Source organism: Streptomyces sp. NPDC085946, assembly GCF_044540485.1.
In the GTDB taxonomy this organism is placed as follows: domain Bacteria; phylum Actinomycetota; class Actinomycetes; order Streptomycetales; family Streptomycetaceae; genus Streptomyces.
In genome coordinates, this window is sequence record NZ_JBITSF010000017.1 from 77,500 (window position 1) to 98,688 (window position 21,189).

Annotated in this window: 14 protein-coding genes and 2 pseudogenes; 13 read left to right on the plus strand and 3 right to left on the minus strand. The window is 74.7% G+C overall.

The window, feature by feature from the left end; all coding sequences use genetic code 11:
* Positions 1-44: 44 nt before the first annotated feature.
* The 5 genes from ACIF8T_RS28700 (at position 45) to ACIF8T_RS28720 (ending at position 6,049) form a co-directional block, all read left to right on the plus strand.
* Positions 45-764, plus strand: a complete 720-nt coding sequence (locus tag ACIF8T_RS28700) for a hypothetical protein (RefSeq protein WP_400039004.1) — start codon at positions 45-47, stop codon at positions 762-764.
* Positions 765-831: 67 nt separating this feature from the next.
* The gene (locus ACIF8T_RS28705) at positions 832-2,676 is read left to right on the plus strand and encodes an FG-GAP-like repeat-containing protein (RefSeq protein WP_400039005.1); all 1,845 of its coding nucleotides are present in this window, start codon (positions 832-834) and stop codon (positions 2,674-2,676) included.
* A gap of 538 nt (positions 2,677-3,214) precedes the next feature.
* Complete coding sequence (gene pcaC, locus ACIF8T_RS28710) at positions 3,215-4,513, plus strand: 4-carboxymuconolactone decarboxylase (protein ID WP_400039006.1); 1,299 nt, start codon at positions 3,215-3,217, stop codon at positions 4,511-4,513.
* A 70-nt stretch (positions 4,514-4,583) separates the two neighbouring features.
* Positions 4,584-5,219: an MBL fold metallo-hydrolase gene (locus ACIF8T_RS28715; RefSeq protein ID WP_400039007.1), complete on the plus strand. Its 636-nt coding sequence runs from the start codon at positions 4,584-4,586 to the stop codon at positions 5,217-5,219.
* Between the two features lie 50 nt (positions 5,220-5,269).
* Complete coding sequence (locus ACIF8T_RS28720) at positions 5,270-6,049, plus strand: exodeoxyribonuclease III (RefSeq protein WP_400039008.1); 780 nt, start codon at positions 5,270-5,272, stop codon at positions 6,047-6,049.
* Between the two features lie 46 nt (positions 6,050-6,095).
* Here ACIF8T_RS28720 and ACIF8T_RS28725 read toward each other — a convergent pair whose 3' ends face one another.
* Positions 6,096-7,904 carry an SGNH/GDSL hydrolase family protein gene (locus ACIF8T_RS28725; RefSeq protein ID WP_400039009.1) on the minus strand — a complete coding sequence of 603 codons (1,809 nt, stop codon included), beginning with the start codon at positions 7,902-7,904 and terminating at the stop codon, positions 6,096-6,098.
* Positions 7,905-8,102: 198 nt separating this feature from the next.
* Between ACIF8T_RS28725 and ACIF8T_RS28730 the strand changes: the two genes are divergently transcribed.
* Positions 8,103-8,510 carry a DUF6278 family protein gene (locus ACIF8T_RS28730; protein WP_400039010.1) on the plus strand — a complete coding sequence of 136 codons (408 nt, stop codon included), beginning with the start codon at positions 8,103-8,105 and terminating at the stop codon, positions 8,508-8,510.
* A 160-nt stretch (positions 8,511-8,670) separates the two neighbouring features.
* Positions 8,671-9,275 (plus strand): annotated as a pseudogene (locus ACIF8T_RS28735) (ATP-binding cassette domain-containing protein).
* Between the two features lie 380 nt (positions 9,276-9,655).
* Here the strand turns inward: ACIF8T_RS28735 and ACIF8T_RS28740 are convergent.
* Positions 9,656-10,411: a hypothetical protein gene (locus ACIF8T_RS28740; protein ID WP_400039011.1), complete on the minus strand. Its 756-nt coding sequence runs from the start codon at positions 10,409-10,411 to the stop codon at positions 9,656-9,658.
* Positions 10,412-10,527: 116 nt separating this feature from the next.
* On the opposite strand from ACIF8T_RS28740, the gene ggt reads away from it, so the two are divergent.
* Positions 10,528-12,327: a gamma-glutamyltransferase gene (gene ggt / locus ACIF8T_RS28745; protein ID WP_400039012.1), complete on the plus strand. Its 1,800-nt coding sequence runs from the start codon at positions 10,528-10,530 to the stop codon at positions 12,325-12,327.
* A gap of 51 nt (positions 12,328-12,378) precedes the next feature.
* On the opposite strand, the gene ACIF8T_RS28750 is transcribed toward ggt, so the two are convergent.
* Positions 12,379-14,910: an ATP-dependent Clp protease ATP-binding subunit gene (locus tag ACIF8T_RS28750; RefSeq protein ID WP_400039013.1), complete on the minus strand. Its 2,532-nt coding sequence runs from the start codon at positions 14,908-14,910 to the stop codon at positions 12,379-12,381.
* A gap of 556 nt (positions 14,911-15,466) precedes the next feature.
* Between ACIF8T_RS28750 and ACIF8T_RS28755 the strand changes: the two genes are divergently transcribed.
* The 5 genes and pseudogenes from ACIF8T_RS28755 (at position 15,467) to hydA (ending at position 21,182) form a co-directional block, all read left to right on the plus strand.
* A complete protein-coding gene (locus ACIF8T_RS28755) occupies positions 15,467-16,981 on the plus strand; it encodes a hypothetical protein (RefSeq protein ID WP_400039014.1) in 1,515 nt (504 codons plus the stop codon).
* A 178-nt stretch (positions 16,982-17,159) separates the two neighbouring features.
* A complete protein-coding gene (locus tag ACIF8T_RS28760; protein ID WP_400039015.1) occupies positions 17,160-18,002 on the plus strand; it encodes a nitrilase-related carbon-nitrogen hydrolase in 843 nt (280 codons plus the stop codon).
* The gene (locus ACIF8T_RS28765) at positions 17,999-19,285 is read left to right on the plus strand and encodes an aspartate aminotransferase family protein (RefSeq protein WP_400039016.1); all 1,287 of its coding nucleotides are present in this window, start codon (positions 17,999-18,001) and stop codon (positions 19,283-19,285) included. Before ACIF8T_RS28760 ends, ACIF8T_RS28765 begins: the two co-directional genes overlap by 4 nt.
* Before the next feature lie 69 nt (positions 19,286-19,354).
* Positions 19,355-19,594: pseudogene (locus ACIF8T_RS28770) on the plus strand (PucR family transcriptional regulator ligand-binding domain-containing protein); the annotation flags it as partial.
* A 184-nt stretch (positions 19,595-19,778) separates the two neighbouring features.
* Positions 19,779-21,182 carry a dihydropyrimidinase gene (hydA, locus tag ACIF8T_RS28775; RefSeq protein ID WP_400039017.1) on the plus strand — a complete coding sequence of 468 codons (1,404 nt, stop codon included), beginning with the start codon at positions 19,779-19,781 and terminating at the stop codon, positions 21,180-21,182.
* The last annotated feature ends 7 nt before the right edge of the window (positions 21,183-21,189 follow it).

Consider the following 21,189-nt stretch of genomic DNA (forward strand, 5'->3'; position numbering starts at 1 on the left):
CCGAAACATTGTTCTCCCCATCCAGCACAGGTGAGGATTCCGCGATGTACACCCAAGAACGCACGACGATGTCCAATTTGGTGGTCGGCGGCCCGGTGGCGGTGAACAGCTACGACAACGCGATCGTGGCGGCATTGGTCGAGAACCGGCCGGTCATGCTCGTCCACGCCTTCAACGGCGGCTATCTGCGGCCCGTCGAGCTGAAGGAGGAGAGCCACGACAAGGGGGTCAAACTGGCCACCGCGCTCGACCCGGCCACCAAGGAGGCCAAGGGCCACCTCTGGTACCTCACCCCCGCCGGCTTCTTCGGGCAGCGACCGCTGTACGTCATCGAGAGCGCCGCGGGCCAGGTGTCGCCCAAACCCGCGGCCGCGGGGGCGGCCGATGCCGGCCGCGGCGACGACGGCACGCCCAAGCCGCAGCGCAGGCGCATCACCGTCCACCAGGAGGCACCCAAGAGCACGGCCGACAGCGTCCAGGTCGGCCTGCCCGACAAGGTCGGCGACAAGTGGCGCGGGAAGAACGGCGCGCCCGAGGACACCCAGCTCTGGGTCGTCACGGTGACGCCGTGGGGCGGGATCACCTTCGTGCCGATCACCCACCCGGACACCATCCTCGGGTTCAAGGACCACGCGGTGACGGCCGACAGCGAGGTACGCGTCACCTACAACTGGGGCGGGGACTTCACCGGGACGGTCATCAACACCTTCTATCCGCGGCTGCCCAGCGAGTGGGACGTCCCCTACCACCACGTCTTCACGTGATCCGCGGCCACCACCGCGCCACACCCGTCCCGAGCCGACGCCCCCACCGCCTGGGAGAGGCACCACGATGCACGTGCCCACGGAAGAACTGAAACTGGAGATCGTCAACGCCGCCACGGGGAAGGCCCTGGACGCCGGGACCGCGCCGGGCGCGGGCGGAGCCCTCGTCGTCCGCGCCTTCCCCGACGGCGGCCCGCTCCCCCGGAGGTGGCAGCTCGCCCCCGTACCGGCCGCGCCGAGCGGGCAACCCGAGGACGGCCCCGCGTACGTGATCCGTGACGCGGTCAGCGGCAAGGTGCTCGACAACCCCGGCGCCGCGGACCACGGCGTACACCAGGGGAACGCCGCCGCGGGCAAGAAGAGCCAGCAGTGGCGCGTCGTCCCCGTCGAGGGCGAAGCGGGCCTCTACTTCATCGAGACCGCGACCGACGACACCGTTCTCGACCTCGCCGACCCCGGTGAGGACGAGACACGGGTGGTCCTGCGCGAGCACGACGACGGCGCGGCGAGCCAGCGCTGGCGGTTCGTGACCGCCGAACCCGAGCGCACCGGCGACCCCGTGCTGCGCTGGGCAGCACTGAGCCACTGGAACGGCCGCCGGTCCTGGCACCTGGACCGTTCGGCCGCGGTGCGCCCGGCACCCGGCGCGGCGCCCTCCTTCAGCGACATGCTGCTGGTCCTCGAAGGCTTCGGCAGCGACCCGGACGCCGGCGGCTGGAAGAGCGACGGGGCCGGCCTCTCTCCCGGCGGGCAGCCGGGCGGGTGGGCCGGGCCCGGTGCGCGGTTCCTCGCCGACACCACGGGAGCGGGACGGGCGGACATCGTGGGACTCAAACCCGCGAAGGGGGCGGTGACGGCGTCCGGCAGAGGCGACGGCACGTTCGACGACGAACGTGTCCTGCACCAGCCCACGCCTTCCCTGAGTCCCGCGGACCTGTGGACCCTCGCGGACATGACGGGCGACGGCAAGCCCGATGCCGTCGTGCTGTGCGCCGACGGCGTCCGCGTGTTCCCTCAGGACGAGAACGGGACTTTCGCGGCCGCGGGCGGCAATCCGGTCGTGAAGGGGTTCGGCCACGACGGGAAGGCCGGCGGGTGGCTCGCCGACCGGCATCCCCGCTTCCTCGTGGACACCACCGGCGACGGGCGCACCGACATCGTCGGCTGCCACGACGACGGCGTCTGGATCTCGCTCCAGGACGAGGAAGGAAAGTTCGCGCCGCTCTCCGGGGAACCGGCCCTCCGGGCGTTCGGCCACGGCGAGAAGGCCGGCGGGTGGCTCGTCGACCGGCATCCCCGCTTCCTCGTGGACACCACCGGCGACGGGCGTACCGACATCGTCGGCTGCCACGACGACGGGGTGTGGGTGTCACTCCAGGACGAGGACGGCACCTTCGCCGAACCCCTGTACGTCCTCGACGACTTCGGGACGGACCAGGGCTGGGACTCGGTCGAGGAGCACCCTCGGTTCCTGATCCGCACCGTCGGCGACGGAGCGATGGACATCATCGGGTTCGGCCCCCAGGGCGTCGTCGTCTCCCGCGGACGCGGCGACGGCACGTTCGACCCCCCGCAGCTCGTCCTGAACGACTTCGGGCACGCCCAGGGCTGGACGGGCAGCAGGCACCTGCGGTTCCTCACCGACGTCACCGGCGACGGCAACCCGGACATCGTCGGCTTCGGTGACGAAGGAGTCTGGGTGTCGCACAACCGCGGCGACGGCCGGTTCGACCAGGCCCGGCTGGTGTGCCGCGGCTTCGGGTACAACGACGACGCGGGCGCCTGGCGGGTCGACCGCCACCCCCGCTTCCTCGCCGACGTCACCGGCGACGGACGCCTCGACATCGTCGGCTTCGGCGGCCCGGGCGTGTACGTGGCCCGCAACCTCTTCCGCCGCTTCAGGACCCGATGACCCTTCGGTGACCTCCGCGACCGGGCGGCGCCGCGCGAAGGACCGTCGCGCGGTGCCGCCCGGCTCACCGTCCACCGGGCGCCCAGGGCGGCGCCCGGCGACGTGACGGCCACGACGGCCGGCCGCCGTCGGCTGCTCGTCCGGGCCCGCAAGCCGGGGGCGGTCCCGCCGAGGACGCCGCGGTCAAGGCTCGGACCCGGGCGACCGACCGGCTCAGGACTGTCCCGGTCGTCGCCGGCCCGGCCCCGCGGGAACGACCGTCCGGCCTGGACGACCACGAGTCGTTCCGCACCCGCGCGCCCGGGCCCGGACGGCGGGGAGGCCGTGGCCCGGGCCACCCGCGTCACCCCGAGCCTGCCGGTCCGGCACATCGAGCACTCCACAGGCCGTGGGAGCCCGCGCCGGCTCCACCGGGGGCGGCGACCGGCAGACGAACGCCGCCCCGCCCGCACCGTGTTCACCCGGCTGCGCCGCGCCCCTCCCACACCCAGGCGTCCCCCCGCACAGCGGCGTCGTGATACGTGAGAAGGTCTGGGGCGTGAGCGAGACACCACCGAACACACTGCAATACCGCTTCGACGGGCCGGACGAGGCCCCCGTCCTGATCCTGGGTCCCTCACTGGGCACGACCTGGCACATGTGGGACCGGCAGGTCCCCGAGCTGGCCCAGCAGTGGCGCGTCTTCCGCTTCGACCTGCCGGGGCACGGCGGCGCACCGGCGTATCCGGCGGGCTCGGTCACCGACCTCACCGCACGGCTGCTCGCCACCCTCGACGGGCTGGGCGTGCAGCGCTTCGGCTACGCGGGCTGCGCGCTGGGCGGCGCGATCGGCATCGAGCTGGCGCTGCGCCACCCCGAGCGGCTCGCCTCGCTGGCGCTGATCGCCGCCTCGCCCCGCTTCGGCACCGCCGACGAGTTCCGGCAGCGCGGGGTGATCGTGCGGACCAACGGCCTCGACCCGATCGCCCGGACCTCGCCCGACCGCTGGTTCACCACCGGTTTCGCGGCCGCGCAGCCGGCGATCACCGAGTGGGCCGTGCAGATGGTGCGCACCACGGACCCGGGCTGCTACATCGCCGCCTGCGAGGCGCTCGCCTCCTTCGACGTGCGCCACGAACTGGCCCGGGTCGGCGTGCCGACGCTGGTCCTGGTCGGCTCGGAGGACCAGGTCACCGGCCCCGCCGAGGCCCGCACCCTGGTCGCCGGCATCCCGGACGCCCGCCTCGCCGTCGTGCCCGGCGCCTCCCACCTGGTGCCCGTCGAGCAGCCCGCCGCGGTCACCGACCTCCTGGTGCGGCACTTCTCCACCGCCTGGCAGCCCGCCTTCGACTCCGCCACCGGCCAGACCGCCCTGCCCGCCGCCGTCGCCAAGCCCGTCCTGGCCGCGGCGCCCCCGCAGGCCGGACCCGTCGCCGAGATCGCCCCGGCCGCGGTGCCCGCCCCGGCCGCGGGGCGGCCCGACCCGTACGACGCGGGGGCCAAGGTCCGCCGCGAGGTGCTGGGCGACGCGCACGTGGACCGGGCGCTGGCCGAGGCCGACGCGTTCTCGGGCGACTTCCAGGAGTTCGTCACCCGCTACGCCTGGGGCGAGGTCTGGGACCGGCCCGGCCTGGACCGGCGCACCCGCAGCTGCATCACGCTCACCGCCCTGGTCGCCGGCGGCCACCTGGAGGAGCTCGCGTCCCACACCCGGGCCGCCCTGCGCAACGGCCTCACCCCGGGCGAGATCAAGGAGGTCCTGCTCCAGGCCGCCGTCTACTGCGGCGTACCCGCGGCCGGCCGCGCCTTCAAGGTGGCCCAGCAGGTGATCCGCGAGGAGACCACCCCCGAGGAGTGACCCCGGCGCCGCGCGTCGTGAGCGGCCCCGGCGGTACGCGCCGCCGGGAGCCACGGGCCAGGATGGAACCATGAAGCTCACGAAGATGTCGCACGCCTGCGTCCGCCTGGAGAAGGACGGCCGGACCCTCGTCCTGGACCCCGGGGTGTTCAGCGAGGAGGAGGCCGCGCTCGGCGCGGACGCGATCCTCGTCACCCACGAGCACCCCGACCACTTCGACGAGTCCCGGCTGCGCGCGGCGATGGAACACAACCCGGCCGCGCGGATCTGGACCCTGAGGTCCGTCGCGGAGAAGATCTCCGCGGCCTTCCCGGGCCGCGTCCACACCGTCGGCCACGGCGACACCTTCACCGCCGCGGGCTTCGACGTCCAGGTCCACGGCGAACTGCACGCGGTGATCCACCCGGACATCCCGCGCGTCACCAACGTCGGCTACCTGGTGGACGGCGGCAAGGTCTTCCACCCCGGCGACGCCCTCACCGTCCCCGACCACCCGGTGGAGACGCTGATGCTCCCGGTCCAGGCGCCGTGGAGCAAGATCTCCGAGGTCATCGACTACGTCCGCGAGGTCCGGCCGCAGCGCGCCTACGACGTCCACGACGCCCTCCTCACCGACCTCGCCCGCCCGGTCTACGACCGCCAGATCGGCGCCCTGGGCGGCTCCCGGCACCTGCGGCTGGCGCCGGGGGAGTCGGCCGACGTGTGAGGCGGCCGGGCGGGACCGCGTTGTCGGTGCCGCCCGGTAAGTTGTGGGACATGCGCATCGCCACGTGGAACGTGAACTCGATCACCGCCCGTCTGCCGAGGCTGCTGGCCTGGCTGGAGACCAGCGGCACGGACGTGCTGTGCCTCCAGGAGGCCAAGGTCGCCGAGGAGCAGTTCCCGTTCGACGAGCTGCGCGAGCGGGGCTACGAGGCGGCCGTCCACGCGACCGGCCGGTGGAACGGCGTGGCGGTGCTCTCCCGCGTGGGCGTCGAGGACGTCGTCAAGGGGCTGCCCGGCGACCCCGGTTTCGAGGGCGTGCAGGAGCCCCGCGCGATCTCGGCGACCTGCGGCCCGGTCCGCGTCTGGTCGGTGTACGTGCCGAACGGCCGGGCGGTGGACCACCCGCACTACGCCTACAAGCTCCAGTGGTTCGAGGCCCTGAAGGCCGCCGTGGCCGGCGACGCGGGCGGCAGCCGTCCCTTCGCGGTGATGGGCGACTACAACGTGGCGCCGACCGACGACGACGTCTTCGACCGGGCCGTCTTCGAGGGCTCCACCCACGTCACCGCCGCGGAGCGGGCCGCCCTGGCCGCCCTGCGCGGGACCGGCCTGTCCGACGTGGTGCCGCGCCCCCTGAAGTACGACCACCCGTTCACGTACTGGGACTACCGGCAGCTGGGCTTCCCCAAGAACCGCGGCATGCGCATCGACCTGGTGTACGGCAACCAGCCGTTCGCGTCGGCGGTCAAGGACGCGTACGTCGACCGCGAGGAGCGCAAGGGCAAGGGCGCCTCCGACCACGCCCCGGTCGTGGTGGACCTGGACGTGTAGGGCCCGCGGCGCCCGCCAGGGGGACGCCCCGGCTCCGGCCGGGGCGTCACAGCAGCCCGAGGTCGACCGACCGGGCCAGGGCCGCCAGCCCCGCGTCCCCCGGATGCAGGTGGTCCCCGCTGTCGTACGCGGGGAGCATCCGCGCCGGCCGCCGCGGGTCCCGTACCACCGCGTCGAAGTCGAGGACCGCGTCGAAGACCCCGGCGGACTCCTCGCGGATCCAGGTGTTCACCGCGACCCGCTCGGCGTCCACGGCGGCCGTGCAGCGGCCCTCGCCCTCGCACGGCAGGATCGTCGCCACCAGCATCCGCAGTCCCCGGGCGTGCCCCCGCCCGGCCAGCTCCCGCAGTCCGGCGATCACCCGCGGGGCCGGCGTCCCCCACCGCAGGTCGTTGACGCCCTCGAACACCACCGCCGTCCGCGCCGACGTCTGGGCGAGGACGTCCCGGTCGAAGCGGTGCAGCGCCCCGACCCCGGCCGCGTCCGTGGAGATCCCGTCGCCGGGACAGCGGTCGGTGACCACCCGGTTCCCGGAGATCCCCTGGTTGAGCACGCCGTAGCGGGGGACGGCGCGCTGCCCGAGCAGGCGGGCGGCCAGCACGTCCGGCCACCGGCGGTTCGCGTCCGCCGTGGACTTCTCGCCGTCGGTGACCGAGTCCCCGAGCAGCACCACGGACCCCGGCCCGCCGCCCACGTCGACCCCGGTCAGCAGCGGCCAGGCCGTCAGCACCGAGGTGTACGGCGCCGTCGAGCCGTCCGCCGTGTGGTCCCCCGGCCCGCTCAGGTACGAGCGCTGCGCCGCGAGCCGGTGCACGGGCGCCGCCGCCACCGGGCCGGGCAGGTGGAAGCTGACCAGCAGATCGGCGTCCGCCGGCACCGCGAACCGCAGCGGATCGCTGTACGCCTGTGCCCCCGCCGCGATCTCCGTGCCCGCCGCGCCCCGGAAGGACAGCGGCACCGGCGCCCCGTGCGCCGCCGCGCCCGCGGCCCGTACCGCCACGCTCGCCGCGCCGATCCGCACCGGCGCCGCGGCGAACGTGTTGTCGAAGCGCAGCCGGACGCGGGGCCCGCCGGCCGACGTGTGCACCACCAGCCGCAGCGTCCGGTCGGTCCACGGCCCGACCGCCGGGTACCCGGACGTCGCGGCCGCCCAGCTGCCCGTCCAGCCGGACCCGGCGGCCCGCACCGACAGCGCGAACACGTGCAGGCCGGCCGCCCGGGGCAGCCGCACCGAGACGACCTCGCGGCCCTTCGCCAGCGGCACGGTGACGACGTACAGCCGGGCTTGCCCGGCGAGGCGGCCGCCGGGCGTGTTGACGTGCGGCAGCGCCACCGCCTTCGTGGCGAGCGGGCCGGTGCGCCAGTCGGGCGCGGTCAGGCGGTACGCGGAGCCCGTGCCGTCCGCGTACGTCACCCGGCCCGAGCCGCTCACCCCGGCGCACTCCCGCGCCCCCGCCGCGCACCGGCGCGCCCCCGCGGCCCCGCCGGTGCCCGCCACCAGGAACGCCAGGGCGTCGCCGCGCCCGGTGACCCGCACCTCCTGCCCGGCGGCCCGCACGTTGTCCGGCTCGCCCGGCTGCCGCTGCGGCCAGGTCAGCCGCGCGCCCTGCACGGTGAGCGTCCGTCCGGGCGTCCAGCCCGCCGCCGCGAGGTCCCGCGCCGACAGGGAGGCGCCCGCACCGTCGAAGTCGGCCGCACCGGGCCGGGCGTCGTCGCTGACGGCCCTGTTGTCGAACAGCCGCTCCAGCGGCAGCGGCCCCGGCCGCTCCCCGCCGGCGGCGCGGGCCGGCCCCGCCGGCCCCAGGGAGGCCGCCAGGGCCAGCACGGCCGCGATCCTCCGGACACATCGGCGCACGGCCGGCTCCTCCCGCTCGTCGACGAGGCACCACCACGGGACCCGGCGGCGGAGCCCGGGACGCACGGCGCACCGCGAAGCCAGGGAGGCACCGGTGGCCCGTCAACGAGCCATGCGTGTACGCGGCGTGAACTCGCCCGGAAGTGACGGCCCGCGCGCCTGTGGTGCGTACGGCGGTACGAATGACACGCTGGAGATATGAACATCCCTTTCCTGGGCAATCGGCGCCGGAAGTTCGGGGTCCCCGCCGCGGAGGGCATCGCGGAGCTCCTCGCCGAGTGCGAGCTGCTGCGCTCCCAGGCGTACCGGGCGGGCGTGCAACTGGACGACTCCGCGGCCTCGTTGGAGGCGCTGGACCAGCTGGTGCCGCGCTGGCGGGACGACGAGGAGATCCTGCCCTGGCTCGGCAACGACGCCGGGCTGTACCTGGGCACCGTGCTCGTGCGCAGCGTGCCGGGCACCGCCTGGGAGATCCGGGCCGACGGCCAGCCGGTGGTGCGGCTCGGCTCCGGCCGCCGGTTCGACGTCGTGGCCTCCGGGCACGAGTGGGCCGTCAGCGGCGTCCCCGAGCTGTCGCAGCTGTACGCGGAGCTCGCCGAGGAGTGACCGCCGGACCCACGGCGCCCGTGGCGCGCGGCGGATACGGCTGATCCCGGGGGAGTGCGTGCCGGGGGACCGCGTCGGTCACCCCTCGATACGGTGCGGCCACCGCACAGCCGGGAGGGAGGGGGGCCGGGCACGGCCATCGGTCCGCTGATCGGGCTGCGTGACGCCGACAAGTACTTCGCTGCGTGACGCCGAGAAGTACTTCGGGGAACCGCACGTCCTGCGGGACGTCAGCCTCGGCGTCGGCAGGGGAGAGGTGGTCGTGGCCATCGGCCCGTCGGGCTCGGGGAGTCGCCCCTGTGCCGGGTGATCAGCCGGCTGGAGAACGTCCCGCCGGGCCGGGCCGAGGTCCGCGGACGCGGCGGGGAGGAGGCCGACGAGCGCTCCCGGGACGTCCTGGACCGCGTCGGCGTCGCCGACCTGGCGGACGAGTACCCCGCCCGGCTCTCCGGCGGCCGGCGGCAGCGCGCCGCCGTCGCCCGCGCCCTGCCCCTGAGCCCCGAGGCCGTGCTGTTCGACGAGCCGGCCTCCGTCCTCGACCCGGAGACGGCCGGCGGGGTCCTGGAGGTGATGCGGCAGCTCGCCCGCGAGGCTATGACGACGATCGTCGTCACCCACGGGACGGGCTTCGCCCGCTCGGCCGCCGACCGGGTCGTGTTCACGGCCGGCGGCCGCGTCGCCGGGGACCGCACGCCCGAGGAGTTCCTCACCGACCAGCACGGCGACCACGCCCGCGACTTCCTCCCCGAGATCCTCGGGCGCTGAACGGACCGCCGCCCGGCGGAGGGCCGCGGCGGGCCTCGACTACGATGTTTCCTTCATCCTGTCGGACGGGGCCGAAGCGGCCGGTCCGGCGGGGTGAGAGGGCCGCTGGCCCGGTCCCCGGACCGGGACGCGGCGGAAGCGGAGATGCCGTCGCCGGGACGGGCGCCCCACGGGTGTCCGGCCACGGGGGCGGCGGATCACATCGGGCCAGTCCCGTCCGGCGGCAGCCGCGGATCACTGCTCGCGCAGCGGAACCGACACGTACGACGGGTCGCTCGCCGGCGAGGAGAAGGTCAGCTGCGCGCCGGACGGGTCGTGCTCGGTGCGCAGCGCCCTCGGTGTCCCGCCGGTGCGTCGCGCGCCCGTACCGGCCGGGGCCGTCAGGAGGTCCGGTGGGACGGGCGGGGCGCCGGGGCGGGCAGCGGGCTCCGTGCCGTGCGGGTCACGTCCGCGACGAGCTCGACCACGTCCGGGCCGTACGCCTGGGAGCTGACGACCTTCAGCAGCAGCACGAAGGGGCGGGAGCCGTACGTGCGGGCCAGGCGCTCGTGGTGCCGGGCCAGGTAGCGGGTGGCGGCCTGGTTGGTGATGGCGGTCTGCCCGCAGAAGAGGAACACCGGCCGGCTGTCGTCGTTCTGACCCGCGGTGAGCCGGGCGAGCAGGACGTACTCCTCCTTGCCGGGATCCAGACGGTACCGCTCCGCACCGATCTGGAAGGCGCCGCGGTCGGGGCCGGGTTCGGGGTCCGCGTTCACCCGGACCCCGGGGAGCAGGGAGGCGAGGTGCGCCGTCATGCGCCGGTTCGAGGCGGGACCGCCCACGCAGAACTCCGTGCGCTCGCCGAAGCCCTGACGGGCCGTGTCGTGGGGGAGCACTTGGGCGTGCGCGCGGCAGTCCTTGATCAGCGCGGCGAGTTCGAGCAGGGCGAACACGTCGTAGCGCATCACCGACAGCTCCGGTCCGCCCGCGCCGCGGTTCACCACGAGCAGCGACTCGGAGTGGTCGGGCAGCCCGAAGAACGCCTGCTTGCGCCGGAGTCTGCGCTTCCACAGGTAGGTGCGGGCCACCCAGCCCAGCGCGGCGCTGATGCCCGCCGCCACCACGCCCAGGACGATGTTGCGCACGTCGTCAGTCATGGGCGCGCATGGTAGCGGGCGGGCGCAAACCCGTGTTCGACACGCCCGCCCGACCGTACTGACGAGGCCATGACGATCGATTAGGCTGCGCTGACGGCCTTTCAGTGGAGGTGCGGATGCGTCGTCCTGTCGCTCGGAATCTGGCGGTCCTGGCGGTCTCGGCCGCCGTGGTGTCGGTGGGGGCGGCGGCGCCGCCCGCCGCGCCGGGCAGACCCGCCGAGAAGGTCCCCGTCGCCGTCGGGTACGGCGGGGCGGTCGCGAGCGTCGACGCCGACGCCTCCGCGGCCGGCATCGAGGTCCTGCGCAAGGGCGGCAACGCCGTCGACGCGGCCGTCGCCACCGCCGCCGCGCTCGGCGTCACCGAGCCGTACTCGGCGGGCATCGGCGGAGGCGGCTACTTCGTCTACTACGACGCGAAGTCCCGTACGGTGCACACCGTCGACGGCCGCGAGACCGCGCCGCTGACCGCCGACCGGAACCTCTTCCTGGAGAACGGCAAGCCGCTGCCGTTCGCCGACGTGGTCAGCAGCGGCCTGAGCGTCGGCACCCCGGGCACGCCCGCCACCTGGCGCACCGTACTGGACAAGTGGGGCAGCCGCACGCTCGGTCCGCTCCTGAAGCCCGCCGAGCGGCTCGCCCGGGACGGCTTCACGGTCGACGCCACCTTCCGGGAGCAGACCGCGGCCAACGAGACCCGGTTCCGCCACTTCCCGGACACCGCCGAGCTGTTCCTGCCGGACGGCGAACTCCCCGTCGTCGGCTCCACGTTCAAGAACCCCGACCTGGCCCGCACCTACGCGCGGCTGGCCCGCGAGGGCGTCGGCGCGCTGTACCGCGGGGACCTCGCCGAGGACATCGTCGACACGGTCAACAAGCCCCCGGTGGACCCGGCGTCCGGCTGGAACGCCCGCCCCGGCCGGCTGTCCGCCCAGGACCTCGCCGCCTACCGCACCAGGCTCCAGGCCCCGACCCGGACCTCGTACCGCGGCCTCGACGTCTACTCCATGGCGCCGTCGTCCTCCGGCGGCACCACGGTGGGCGAGGCGCTGAACATCCTGGAGCGGACCGACCTGGCCGGCGCGAGCCCGGCGCGGTACCTGCACCGCTTCATCGAGGCGAGCCGGATCGCCTTCGCGGACCGCGGGCGCTGGGTCGGCGACCCCGCCTTCGAGGACGTACCGACGAAGCAGCTGCTGTCCCAGCGGTACGCCGACACGCGGGAGTGCCTGATCGAGGACGACGCGGTGCTCACCAGCCCGCTCGCGCCCGGCGACCCGCGCCACCCGGCGCCCTGCGCCCAGGGCGGCACCGCGGCCCCGACGACGTACGAGGGCGACAGCACCACCCACCTGACGGTCGCCGACCGGTGGGGCAACGTCGTCGCCTACACCCTCACCATCGAGCAGACCGGCGGCAGCGGCATCACCGTGCCCGGCCGCGGGTTCCTGCTCAACAACGAGCTGACCGACTTCTCCTTCGCCCCGGCCAACCCGGCCGTGCACGACCCGAACCTGCCGGGCCCGGGCAAGCGGCCCCGGTCGTCGATGTCGCCGACGATCGTGCTCGACCGGCACGACCGGCCGGTGGTGGCGCTCGGCTCGCCGGGCGGGGCGACCATCATCACCACCGTGCTCCAGACCCTGACCGGGTTCCTCGACCGGGGCCTGCCGCTGGTCGACGCGATCGCCGCGCCGCGCGCCAGCCAGCGCAACGCGGCCCAGACGGAACTCGAACCGGGGCTGTACGACAGCGCCCTGCGCGGGCAGCTGGAGGCCGTCGGGCACGCCTTCCGGCGCAACCCGGAGATCGGCGCCGCCACGGCCGTGCAGCGGCTGCCCGGCGGGAAGTGGCTCGCCGCGGCGGAGAAGACCCGCCGCGGCGGCGGCTCGGCGATGGTGGCGCGCCCGGCGAAGTGAGCTGACCCGCGGACGCGGTGCGCCCCGGAGACCTCCGGGGCGCACCGCGTCTCACAGTTCGGGAGCGGGCGTCTCCTGCGTGCGGAACGCCAGGCGCCCGTCGGCGACGTCCACCGTCACCCGGCCGCCCTCCTTGACCCGGCCGTCCAGGAGCAGCCGGGACAGCTCGTTGTCGACCTCCCGCTGGATGGTGCGGCGCAGCGGGCGGGCACCGTACTCCGGCTGGTAGCCGCGCCGCGCCAGCCAGCCCACGGCCGCGTCGGTGAAGTCGACCGCGACGTCCTGGGCGCGCAGCAGCCGGCGGGTGCGCTCCAGCAGCAGCTCGGTGATCTGCCGCAGCTGCTCCTCCGTCAGCTGACGGAAGATCACGATCTCGTCGATGCGGTTGAGGAACTCGGGCCGGAAGTGCTCGCGCAGGGGCCGCAGGATCTGCTCGCGCCGCGCCTCCTCGTCCGCGTCGCTGCCGCCGGCCGCGAAGCCGAGCGAGGCGCCGCGCCGCGTGATGGCCTCCGAACCCAGGTTGCTGGTCATCACGATGACCGTGTTGGTGAAGTCCACGGTGCGGCCCTGGGAGTCGGTGAGCCGGCCGTCGTCGAGGACCTGGAGCAGGATGTTGAAGACGTCCGGGTGCGCCTTCTCCACCTCGTCGAGCAGGAGCAGCGAGTACGGGTGCCGGCGCACCACCTCGGTGAGCTGCCCGGCCTCCTCGTGGCCGACGTACCCGGGCGGGGCGCCGACCAGCCGGCTGACCGTGTGCCGCTCCTGGTACTCGCTCATGTCCAGCCGGACCATGCGGTCCTCGCTGCCGAACAGGGCCTCGGCCAGCGCGCGGGCCAGCTCGGTCTTGCCGACGCCGGTCGGCCCCAGGAAGAGGAAGCTGCCGATGGGCCGGTCCGGGCTGGCGAGCCCGGCGCGCGAGCGCAGCACCGCGTCGGAGACGACGCGCACCGCCTCCTCCTGGCCGACCACGCGTTCGTGCAGGTGCTGCTCCAGGCCGAGCAGCCGGTCCTTCTCCTCCTCGGTGAGGCTGCTGACCGGGATGCCGGTCTGCCGGGACACCACCTCGGCGATCGCCTCGGCGTCGACGACCAGGTCCTGCCCCTCGTCGACCTCGCCGGCTCCGCCGGCCTCCGTGATCCGCTGCTTGAGCTCGACGATGCGGTCCCGCAACTGCGTGGCCTGCTCGTACTGCTCGTCCGCGACGGCCTGGTCCTTGTCCCGGACCAGCTGCTCCAGCTCGCGCTCCATGGACCGCACGTCCGAGCCCTTCGTCCGGGCCCGCAGCCGCACCCGGGCGCCCGCCTGGTCGATCAGGTCGATGGCCTTGTCGGGCAGGCGGCGGTCGGTGAGGTAGCGGTCGGACAGCTCCACGGCCGCCACCAGCGCCCCGTCGGTGTAGCGGACCTGGTGGTGGGCCTCGTAGCGGTCCTCCAGACCGCGCAGGATCTCGATCGCGTCCGCGGGCGTCGGCTCCGGCACCATGATGGGCTGGAAGCGGCGGGCCAGCGCCGCGTCCTTCTCGATGCGGCGGTACTCCTCCAGCGTGGTGGCGCCCACCACGTGCAGCTCGCCGCGGGCCAGGGCCGGCTTGAGGATGTTCCCGGCGTCCATGGACCCGCCGTCACCGCCGCCGCCCCCGGCGCCCACCACGGTGTGCAGCTCGTCGATGAAGACGACCAGCCGGTCGGAGTGGCCGCGGATCTCCTCGACGATGTTGTTCATCCGCTCCTCGAAGTCGCCCCGGAAGCGGGTGCCCGCGACGACGCCCGTCAGGTCCAGGGCCACCACGCGGCGCCCGGCGAGCACGTCCGGCACGTCCCCGTCGGCGATGCGCTGGGCGAGTCCCTCGACCACGGCGGTCTTGCCGACGCCGGCGTCGCCGATCAGCACCGGGTTGTTCTTGCCGCGCCGGGACAGCACCTCGACGGTCTGCTCGATCTCCTGCTCCCGGCCGATCACCGGGTCGATCCGGCCCTGCCGGGCCAGTTCGGTGAGGTCGCGGCCGTACTTGTCCAGGGTCGGGGTGTTCGTCGCGCGCGGCCGCTCGGCACGCGGCGGGGCCGCCTCCGGTGTCTCCGGCGGCAGGCTGGACGGGGCGAAGCGGGCCGCGTTCAGGATGTGGCCGGCGGCCGAGTCCGGGTTGGCGGCCAGCGCGCTGAGGACGTGCTCCGGGCCGATGTAGCCGTACCCCCGCGCCCGGGCCAGGTCGTGCGCGTCCAGCAGGGCGCGCTTGGCGGCCGGGGTCAGCGAGAGCGAGGTCGGCGGCGGTGCCTCGCCCGGGCCGTGCTGGGCGGGACCCGACCGCTCGTCGATCGCCGAGGCCATCGAGTCGGGGTCCGCGCCCGCCCGGCTGAGCAGGCTGCGGGTCGGCTCGGTGACCAGCGCGGCGCGCAGCAGGTGCTCGGTGTCCAGGTCGCGGCTGCCGTGTTCGGCGGCGTACTGGGCGGCGCCCCGGACCAGCTCCCGCGCCGGCTGGCTGAGCAGTCGGCCGATGTCTATCTGACGGGGGCGGGGGCCGCCGAAGAACCGGGCGAGGAAATCTGCGAAGGGGTCGCCCTCCGGGCCGATGAAACCACTCGTCATCGCTATCCGTTCCTTCGCTGTCGACGTGCCGGGGCCGGGTAACCCGGTCTGGGCTCGCTCATGCCACGATGACACGTTCCGTACCGGGGAGCATGTCCAGCACGACGGGCGCGGGCCGCCGGTGAGCGGCGGCCCCACTGAGCGGTCGAGCGGCGGACCCGCCGAGCGGTCGAGCGGCGGGGCTTCGGGTGTTCCGCGCGGTCGGGTGCCGGACGTTCCGTGCGGTCGCGCCCCGGACACTCCGTGCGGTCGGGGAGGGCCGGCCGGAGCCGGACCCGCCCCGGACGGCGTCGCGTGCCGTGAGGGCACGCGGACCCGCCTCGGTGAGCGCCGCCGTGTGCTCCGCGCGGGCCGCGCGCGAGCCGTCGTCCGTGCACGGGGTCCGGCCGTCCGGGGCCGCGTGGGAACCGCCCGTGCCGCCGCCGTCCGCGTCACCGCCCGTCCGCCCGGAAACGGAGGCGCCCGCGTCCGCTCGGAAAACTCCCTGTAGCCGCGCTGTAACACGACTGGTGTTGCCTACCGACCGGAGTGATCCGGTCTGGCGGGGAGCTGAGCGATGACGGTGGATCAACTCGCGGTGTCGGTCCGGGAGTTCGCGCACTACCTGGACGGCCTGCTGGCGCGCCTCGACCAGGGCGGCGGCTGGTGCGGGGTGTTCTGGCAGCGCGACCCCGACGGCATGCGGGCCTGCCTGGACGGGCGCGAGGTGCCGCCCTGGGACGTGGTGGAGGCCCTGCTGCAGGATCTCGCCGCGGCGTACGGCCCCTCGGCCGCCGGGCCGGAGCAGGCACGGGCCCGCCGCCTGCACGCCGCCGCGCTCGCCGCGTACGACGCCCGGCCCGGCGGCCGGGACGCCCTCGGCGACCGGCTCGACGTCATGCTCCGCGAGCAGCGCCACGCGGCCGGACGGCAGGCGGAGCTCGGCCGCGCGCTCGCCTCCGCCGTCACCCGCGAGGAGGCCGACGCCCTGCGCGTCGACCTCGCCTGGGCCCGCGACGACCACCTCCGCGCGACGGCGCGGTGCGCGGAGCTGCGGGCCCGGATGGCGGCCCTGGACGACCCGGCCGTGCGCCCGGACGGCACGGTCCCGGACGGCACGGGCTTCGGCGGTACGGGCGCGGTCTCGCCCGGCACGGGCCCGGGCGGTACCGGCTCGCCCGGCACGGTCATGGGCCCGCCCGACGTGGGCCCGGACGGCACGGACGCACCCGGCCCGGTCATGCGCGTACCGGCCACGGACACGGACCCGGGCGGCACCGGTCCCGCCGCCGGCGCACCGTCCGCCGGACCCGGGACCCCGCCCTCCGCACCCCCGGCTCCCGCCCCCCGGCCCCGCAAACGCCGCCGCGGCAGCGCCCGCTTCGCGGGGATGGCCGAGGAGGACACCACCGCTCCCGTCGTCGAGCCGCAGGCCCCCGCCCCGGCCGCTCCCGTCCCCGCCCCGGCGCCCGGCCGCACCCCGCGCGGCGCCCGGTTCGCCGGGGCCGCCGAGACGGCGGGACAGGCGGCCCCCGCCACGCAGCCCGCCGAGACGGTGGACACCGAGGGCCGGCGCGAGGTCGCCCGGGCCGTCGACACGCTCGCCCGGCTGCGCGGCGAGGGCCGCAGCGGCCAGGCCCACGCCCTGCTGGCGGAGGTCGCGTACTGGCCGGCCGCCCGGTTCCCCCTGCTCGCGGCCGCGCTGCAGCACGCCGGGCTCGGCGCGGACTGGGCGACGCTGCTGTGGGAGGCCGCCTCGCTGCCCGTGGACCGGCTGGTCGCCGCCGCCGACGCGCTGGCCGCGGCGGGGCGCGCGCCGGACGGGCAGCAGATCCTGCGGCAGGGCGTGGTGCGGCCCGCCCACGAGATCGGCCGGGCCGTCCTCGGCCTGACGGCCGGGGGCCGCGACCGCGAGACCGGTGCCCTGCTCGACGCGTACGTCAGGATGCGCGCCCCGGAGGAGGCGGCCCGCAGCGCCGAGCCGGACCCGGGCCGGCTCGTCCCGCTGCTCCTGGAGGCCGCCCGGGGGGTGTCGCGGGAGCGGCACCGGGACCTCCTGCACGCGCTGCGCGTCGCCGGGTTCCCGGTCTGAACCCCGTCACGGCAGCCCCTCCGGCCCCACCACTCACCCACAGGAGTGCGAAACGCCAACGACTCCGCGGGTTGCGGACGATGGTCTTGGCAAGCCCGTCCCGGAGGCTTACGTTCGTCCCTCTACGACCTGTTTCTACGGGCGTAGAGGCTGGGACGCCGCGTCGAAGGAGCAGCTCATGGCCAACGTCGTCCGTGCCGCTCTGGTCCAGGCCACCTGGACCGGCGACACCGAGTCCATGGTGGCGAAACACGAGGAGCACGCGCGCGAGGCGGCCCGGCGGGGCGCGCGGATCATCGGGTTCCAGGAAGTCTTCAACAGTCCCTACTTCTGCCAGGTGCAGGAGCCGGAGCACTACCGCTGGGCCGAGCCGGTGCCCGACGGGCCGACCGTCCGCCGGATGCGGGAGCTCGCGCGCGAGACCGGCATGGTGATCGTCGTCCCGGTGTTCGAGGTCGAGCAGCCGGGCCTGTACTACAACACCGCGGCCGTGATCGACGCGGACGGCACGTACCTCGGCAAGTACCGCAAGCACCACATCCCGCAGATCAAGGGCTTCTACGAGAAGTACTACTTCCGGCCCGGCAACCTCGGCTGGCCCGTCTTCGACACGGCCGCCGGCAGGGTCGGCGTCTACATCTGCTACGACCGGCACTTCCCGGAGGGCTGGCGCGAACTCGGCCTGAACGGGGCCCAGCTGGTCTACAACCCGTCGGCCACCCACCGCGGGCTGTCGGCCCACCTGTGGCGCCTGGAGCAGCCGGCCGCGGCCGTCGCCAACGCGTACTACGTCGCCGCGATCAACCGGGTCGGCACCGAGGCGTACGGCGCCAACGACTTCTACGGCACGAGCTACTTCGTCGACCCGCGCGGGCAGTTCGTGGGGGACGTCGCCAGTGACGGCAAGGAGGAACTCGTGGTCCGCGACCTGGACCTGGACCTGATCGACGAGGTGCGGCAGACGTGGGCCTTCTACCGCGACCGCCGCCCCGACGCCTACGAAGGGCTGGTGCGGCCGTGACCGACGACCTGCTGGGCCGGCACCGGTCCGTGCTCCCCGACTGGCTCGCCCTGTACTACGAGGAGCCCATCGAGATCACCCACGGCGAGGGCCGCCACGTCTGGGACGCGGACGGCAACCGCTACCTCGACTTCTTCGGCGGCATCCTCACCACGATGACCGCGCACGCGCTGCCCGAGGTGACCAAGGCGATCAGCGAGCAGGCCGGCCGGATCGTGCACTCCTCGACCCTGTACCTCAACCGGCCGATGGTCGAACTCGCCGAGCGCATCGCCCAGTTGAGCGGCATCCCGGACGCCCGGGTGTTCTTCACCACCTCCGGCACCGAGGCCAACGACACCGCCCTGCTGCTGGCCACGACGTACCGGCGCAGCAACACGGTCCTGGCGATGCGCAACAGCTACCACGGCCGTTCCTTCAGCTCGGTCGGCATCACCGGCAACCGCGGCTGGTCCCCGACCTCGCTCTCCCCGCTGCAGACGCTGTACGTGCACGGCGGCGTGCGCACCCGCGGCCCCTACGCCGCCCTGGACGACCACGACTTCATCGCGGCCTGCGTCGACGACCTGAAGGACCTGCTCGGCCACACCCGCCCGCCGGCCGCGCTGATCGCCGAGCCGATCCAGGGGGTCGGCGGCTTCACCTCCCCGCCGGACGGGCTGTACGCGGCGTTCCGGGACGTGCTGCACGAGCGCGGCATCCTGTGGATCTCCGACGAGGTGCAGACCGGCTGGGGCCGCACCGGCGAGCACTTCTGGGGCTGGCAGGCGCACGGCCGGCACGGGCCGCCGGACATCATGACCTTCGCCAAGGGCATCGGCAACGGGATGTCCATCGGCGGGGTCGTCGCCCGCGCCGAGATCATGAACTGCCTGGACGCCCACAGCATCTCCACCTTCGGCGGCACCCAGATCACCATGGCCGCCGGGCTCGCCAACCTCACCTACCTGCTGGAGCACGACCTGCAGGGCAACGCGCGGCGGGTCGGCGGGATGCTCATCGAGCGGGTGCGGGCCGCCGCCGCGGGGGTGCCCGCGGTGCGGGAGGTGCGCGGCCGGGGCCTGATGATCGGCATCGAGCTGACGCGACCCGGCACCGACACGGCCGACCCGCAGGCCGCGGCCGCCGTGCTGGAGGAGGCCCGCGCGGGCGGCCTGCTCATCGGCAAGGGCGGCGGCCACGACACCAGCGCGCTGCGCATCGCCCCGCCGCTGTCCCTTAACGTCGCCGAGGCGGAGGAGGGCGCCGCCATCCTCGAACGCGCCCTGCGGAGCATCCAGTAGCAGCCAGGTGAGTCGAGGGACGGCCGCCATGACCACCGCCTCGCGGATCGGGAGCACCCGGAACCGGCCCTGTCGGTCCGGCGGGCCCTCACCCCGGGGCTGGTCCTCGCGGGGGAGTCCGAGGCGGTGGCCGGTGCCGGGCGGCTCGGCGGGCCGGTGCGCCGGGTGCCCGCCGCCGAGGCCGCCGACGCCGGCGTGCTGCCCAGCGGCGGCGAGACGGTCCTCACCACCGGCGTGCTGTTCGCCGGCGACGAGGACCGGCAGGCCGCGCACGTCCGCTCCCCGCACCGCGCGGAGGCCGCCGCCGTCCGCGGCCCGGACACGGCCGAGCCGCGCGAGGCCCGCGACCGCCGGCGGTTCCACCGGGACCGGGCGCCGGGGGGGGGGGCGTACGGGCCGCTGACGGCTTCGTGGACGCCCCGGCAGGGGCGCGGGGAACGGCGCGGCCGGCCCCACACAACCGGTACGACCGAACGGCGAGGAGCGACAGAACATGAGCACCCGAACCGTCATCCGCGGTGGCCTGGTCATCACCGCCTCCGACGAACTGCACGCCGACGTCCTGATCGAGGACAACCGCATCGCCGCCCTCGCGGCCACCGGGACACCCGCCGCCGGCACCTTCACGGCGGACCGGGTCGTCGACGCCACCGGGAAGTACGTCATCCCCGGCGGCGTCGACGTCCACACGCACATGGAGCTCCCCTTCGGCGGCACCTTCGCCTCCGACACCTTCGAGACCGGCACCCGGGCCGCCGCCTGGGGCGGCACGACCACCATCGTCGACTTCGCGGTGCAGAGCGTCGGGCACACCCTGCGCGAGGGCCTGGACGCCTGGCACGCCAAGGCCGAGGGCAACTGCGCGATCGACTACGGCTTCCACATGATCGTCTCCGACGTCGGCCAGGAGACGCTCAAGGAGATGGACCTGCTGGTGGAGGAGGGCGTGACCTCCTTCAAGCAGTTCATGGCCTACCCGGGCGTCTTCTACTCCGACGACGGCCAGATCCTGCGCGCCATGCAGCGCTCCGCCGCCAACGGCGGGCTGATCATGATGCACGCCGAGAACGGCATCGCGATCGACGTGCTGGTCGAGCAGGCCCTGGCCCGGGGCGAGACCGACCCGCGCCACCACGGCGAGGTCCGCAAGGCCCTGCTGGAGGCCGAGGCCACCCACCGCGCCATCCGGCTCGCCCAGGTCGCCGGCGCGCCCCTGTACGTCGTGCACGTCTCGGCGATGGAGGCCGTCGCCGAGCTGGCCCGGGCCCGCGACGAGGGGCTCAACGTCTTCGGCGAGACCTGCCCCCAGTACCTGTTCCTGTCCACCGACAACCTCGCCGAGCCGGACTTCGAGGGCGCCAAGTACGTGTGCAGCACGCCGCTCAGGCCCCGCGAACACCAGGCCCGGCTGTGGCGGGGGCTGCGGACCAACGACCTCCAGGTCGTCTCCACCGACCACTGCCCGTTCTGCTTCACCGGGCAGAAGGAGCTCGGCCGGGGCGACTTCTCCAAGATCCCCAACGGCCTGCCGGGTGTGGAGAACCGCATGGACCTGCTCCACCAGGCCGTCGTGGACGGGCACATCTCCCGGCGCCGCTGGATCGAGATCGCCTGCGCCACCCCGGCCCGCATGTTCGGCCTGTACCCGCAGAAGGGCACCATCGCGCCGGGCGCCGACGCCGACGTCGTGATCTACGACCCGCACGCCGAGCAGGTGATGTCCGCCGAGACCCACCACATGAACGTCGACTACTCGGCGTACGAGGGCAAGCGCGTCACCGGCCGCGTCGAGACGGTGCTCTCGCGCGGCGCGTTCGTCATCACCGAGCGGGAGTACACCGGACGCAAGGGTCACGGCGTCTACACCCCGCGCTCCACCTGTCAGTACCTCGTCTAGGAGCGGC

Excerpts from the sequence above, each read along its gene's own strand:
- ACIF8T_RS28760 (WP_400039015.1), top strand. The coding sequence starts at position 17,160 with ATGGCCAACGTCGTCCGTGCCGCTCTGGTCCAGGCCACCTGGACCGGC.
- ggt (WP_400039012.1), top strand. The coding sequence starts at position 10,528 with ATGCGTCGTCCTGTCGCTCGGAATCTGGCGGTCCTGGCGGTCTCGGCC.
- hydA (WP_400039017.1), top strand. The coding sequence starts at position 19,779 with ATGAGCACCCGAACCGTCATCCGCGGTGGCCTGGTCATCACCGCCTCC.
- ACIF8T_RS28715 (WP_400039007.1), top strand. The coding sequence starts at position 4,584 with ATGAAGCTCACGAAGATGTCGCACGCCTGCGTCCGCCTGGAGAAGGAC.
- ACIF8T_RS28740 (WP_400039011.1), bottom strand. The coding sequence starts at position 10,411 with ATGACTGACGACGTGCGCAACATCGTCCTGGGCGTGGTGGCGGCGGGC.
- ACIF8T_RS28750 (WP_400039013.1), bottom strand. The coding sequence starts at position 14,910 with ATGACGAGTGGTTTCATCGGCCCGGAGGGCGACCCCTTCGCAGATTTC.
- ACIF8T_RS28705 (WP_400039005.1), top strand. The coding sequence starts at position 832 with ATGCACGTGCCCACGGAAGAACTGAAACTGGAGATCGTCAACGCCGCC.
- ACIF8T_RS28700 (WP_400039004.1), top strand. The coding sequence starts at position 45 with ATGTACACCCAAGAACGCACGACGATGTCCAATTTGGTGGTCGGCGGC.
- ACIF8T_RS28720 (WP_400039008.1), top strand. The coding sequence starts at position 5,270 with ATGCGCATCGCCACGTGGAACGTGAACTCGATCACCGCCCGTCTGCCG.
- ACIF8T_RS28730 (WP_400039010.1), top strand. The coding sequence starts at position 8,103 with ATGAACATCCCTTTCCTGGGCAATCGGCGCCGGAAGTTCGGGGTCCCC.
- ACIF8T_RS28755 (WP_400039014.1), top strand. The coding sequence starts at position 15,467 with ATGACGGTGGATCAACTCGCGGTGTCGGTCCGGGAGTTCGCGCACTAC.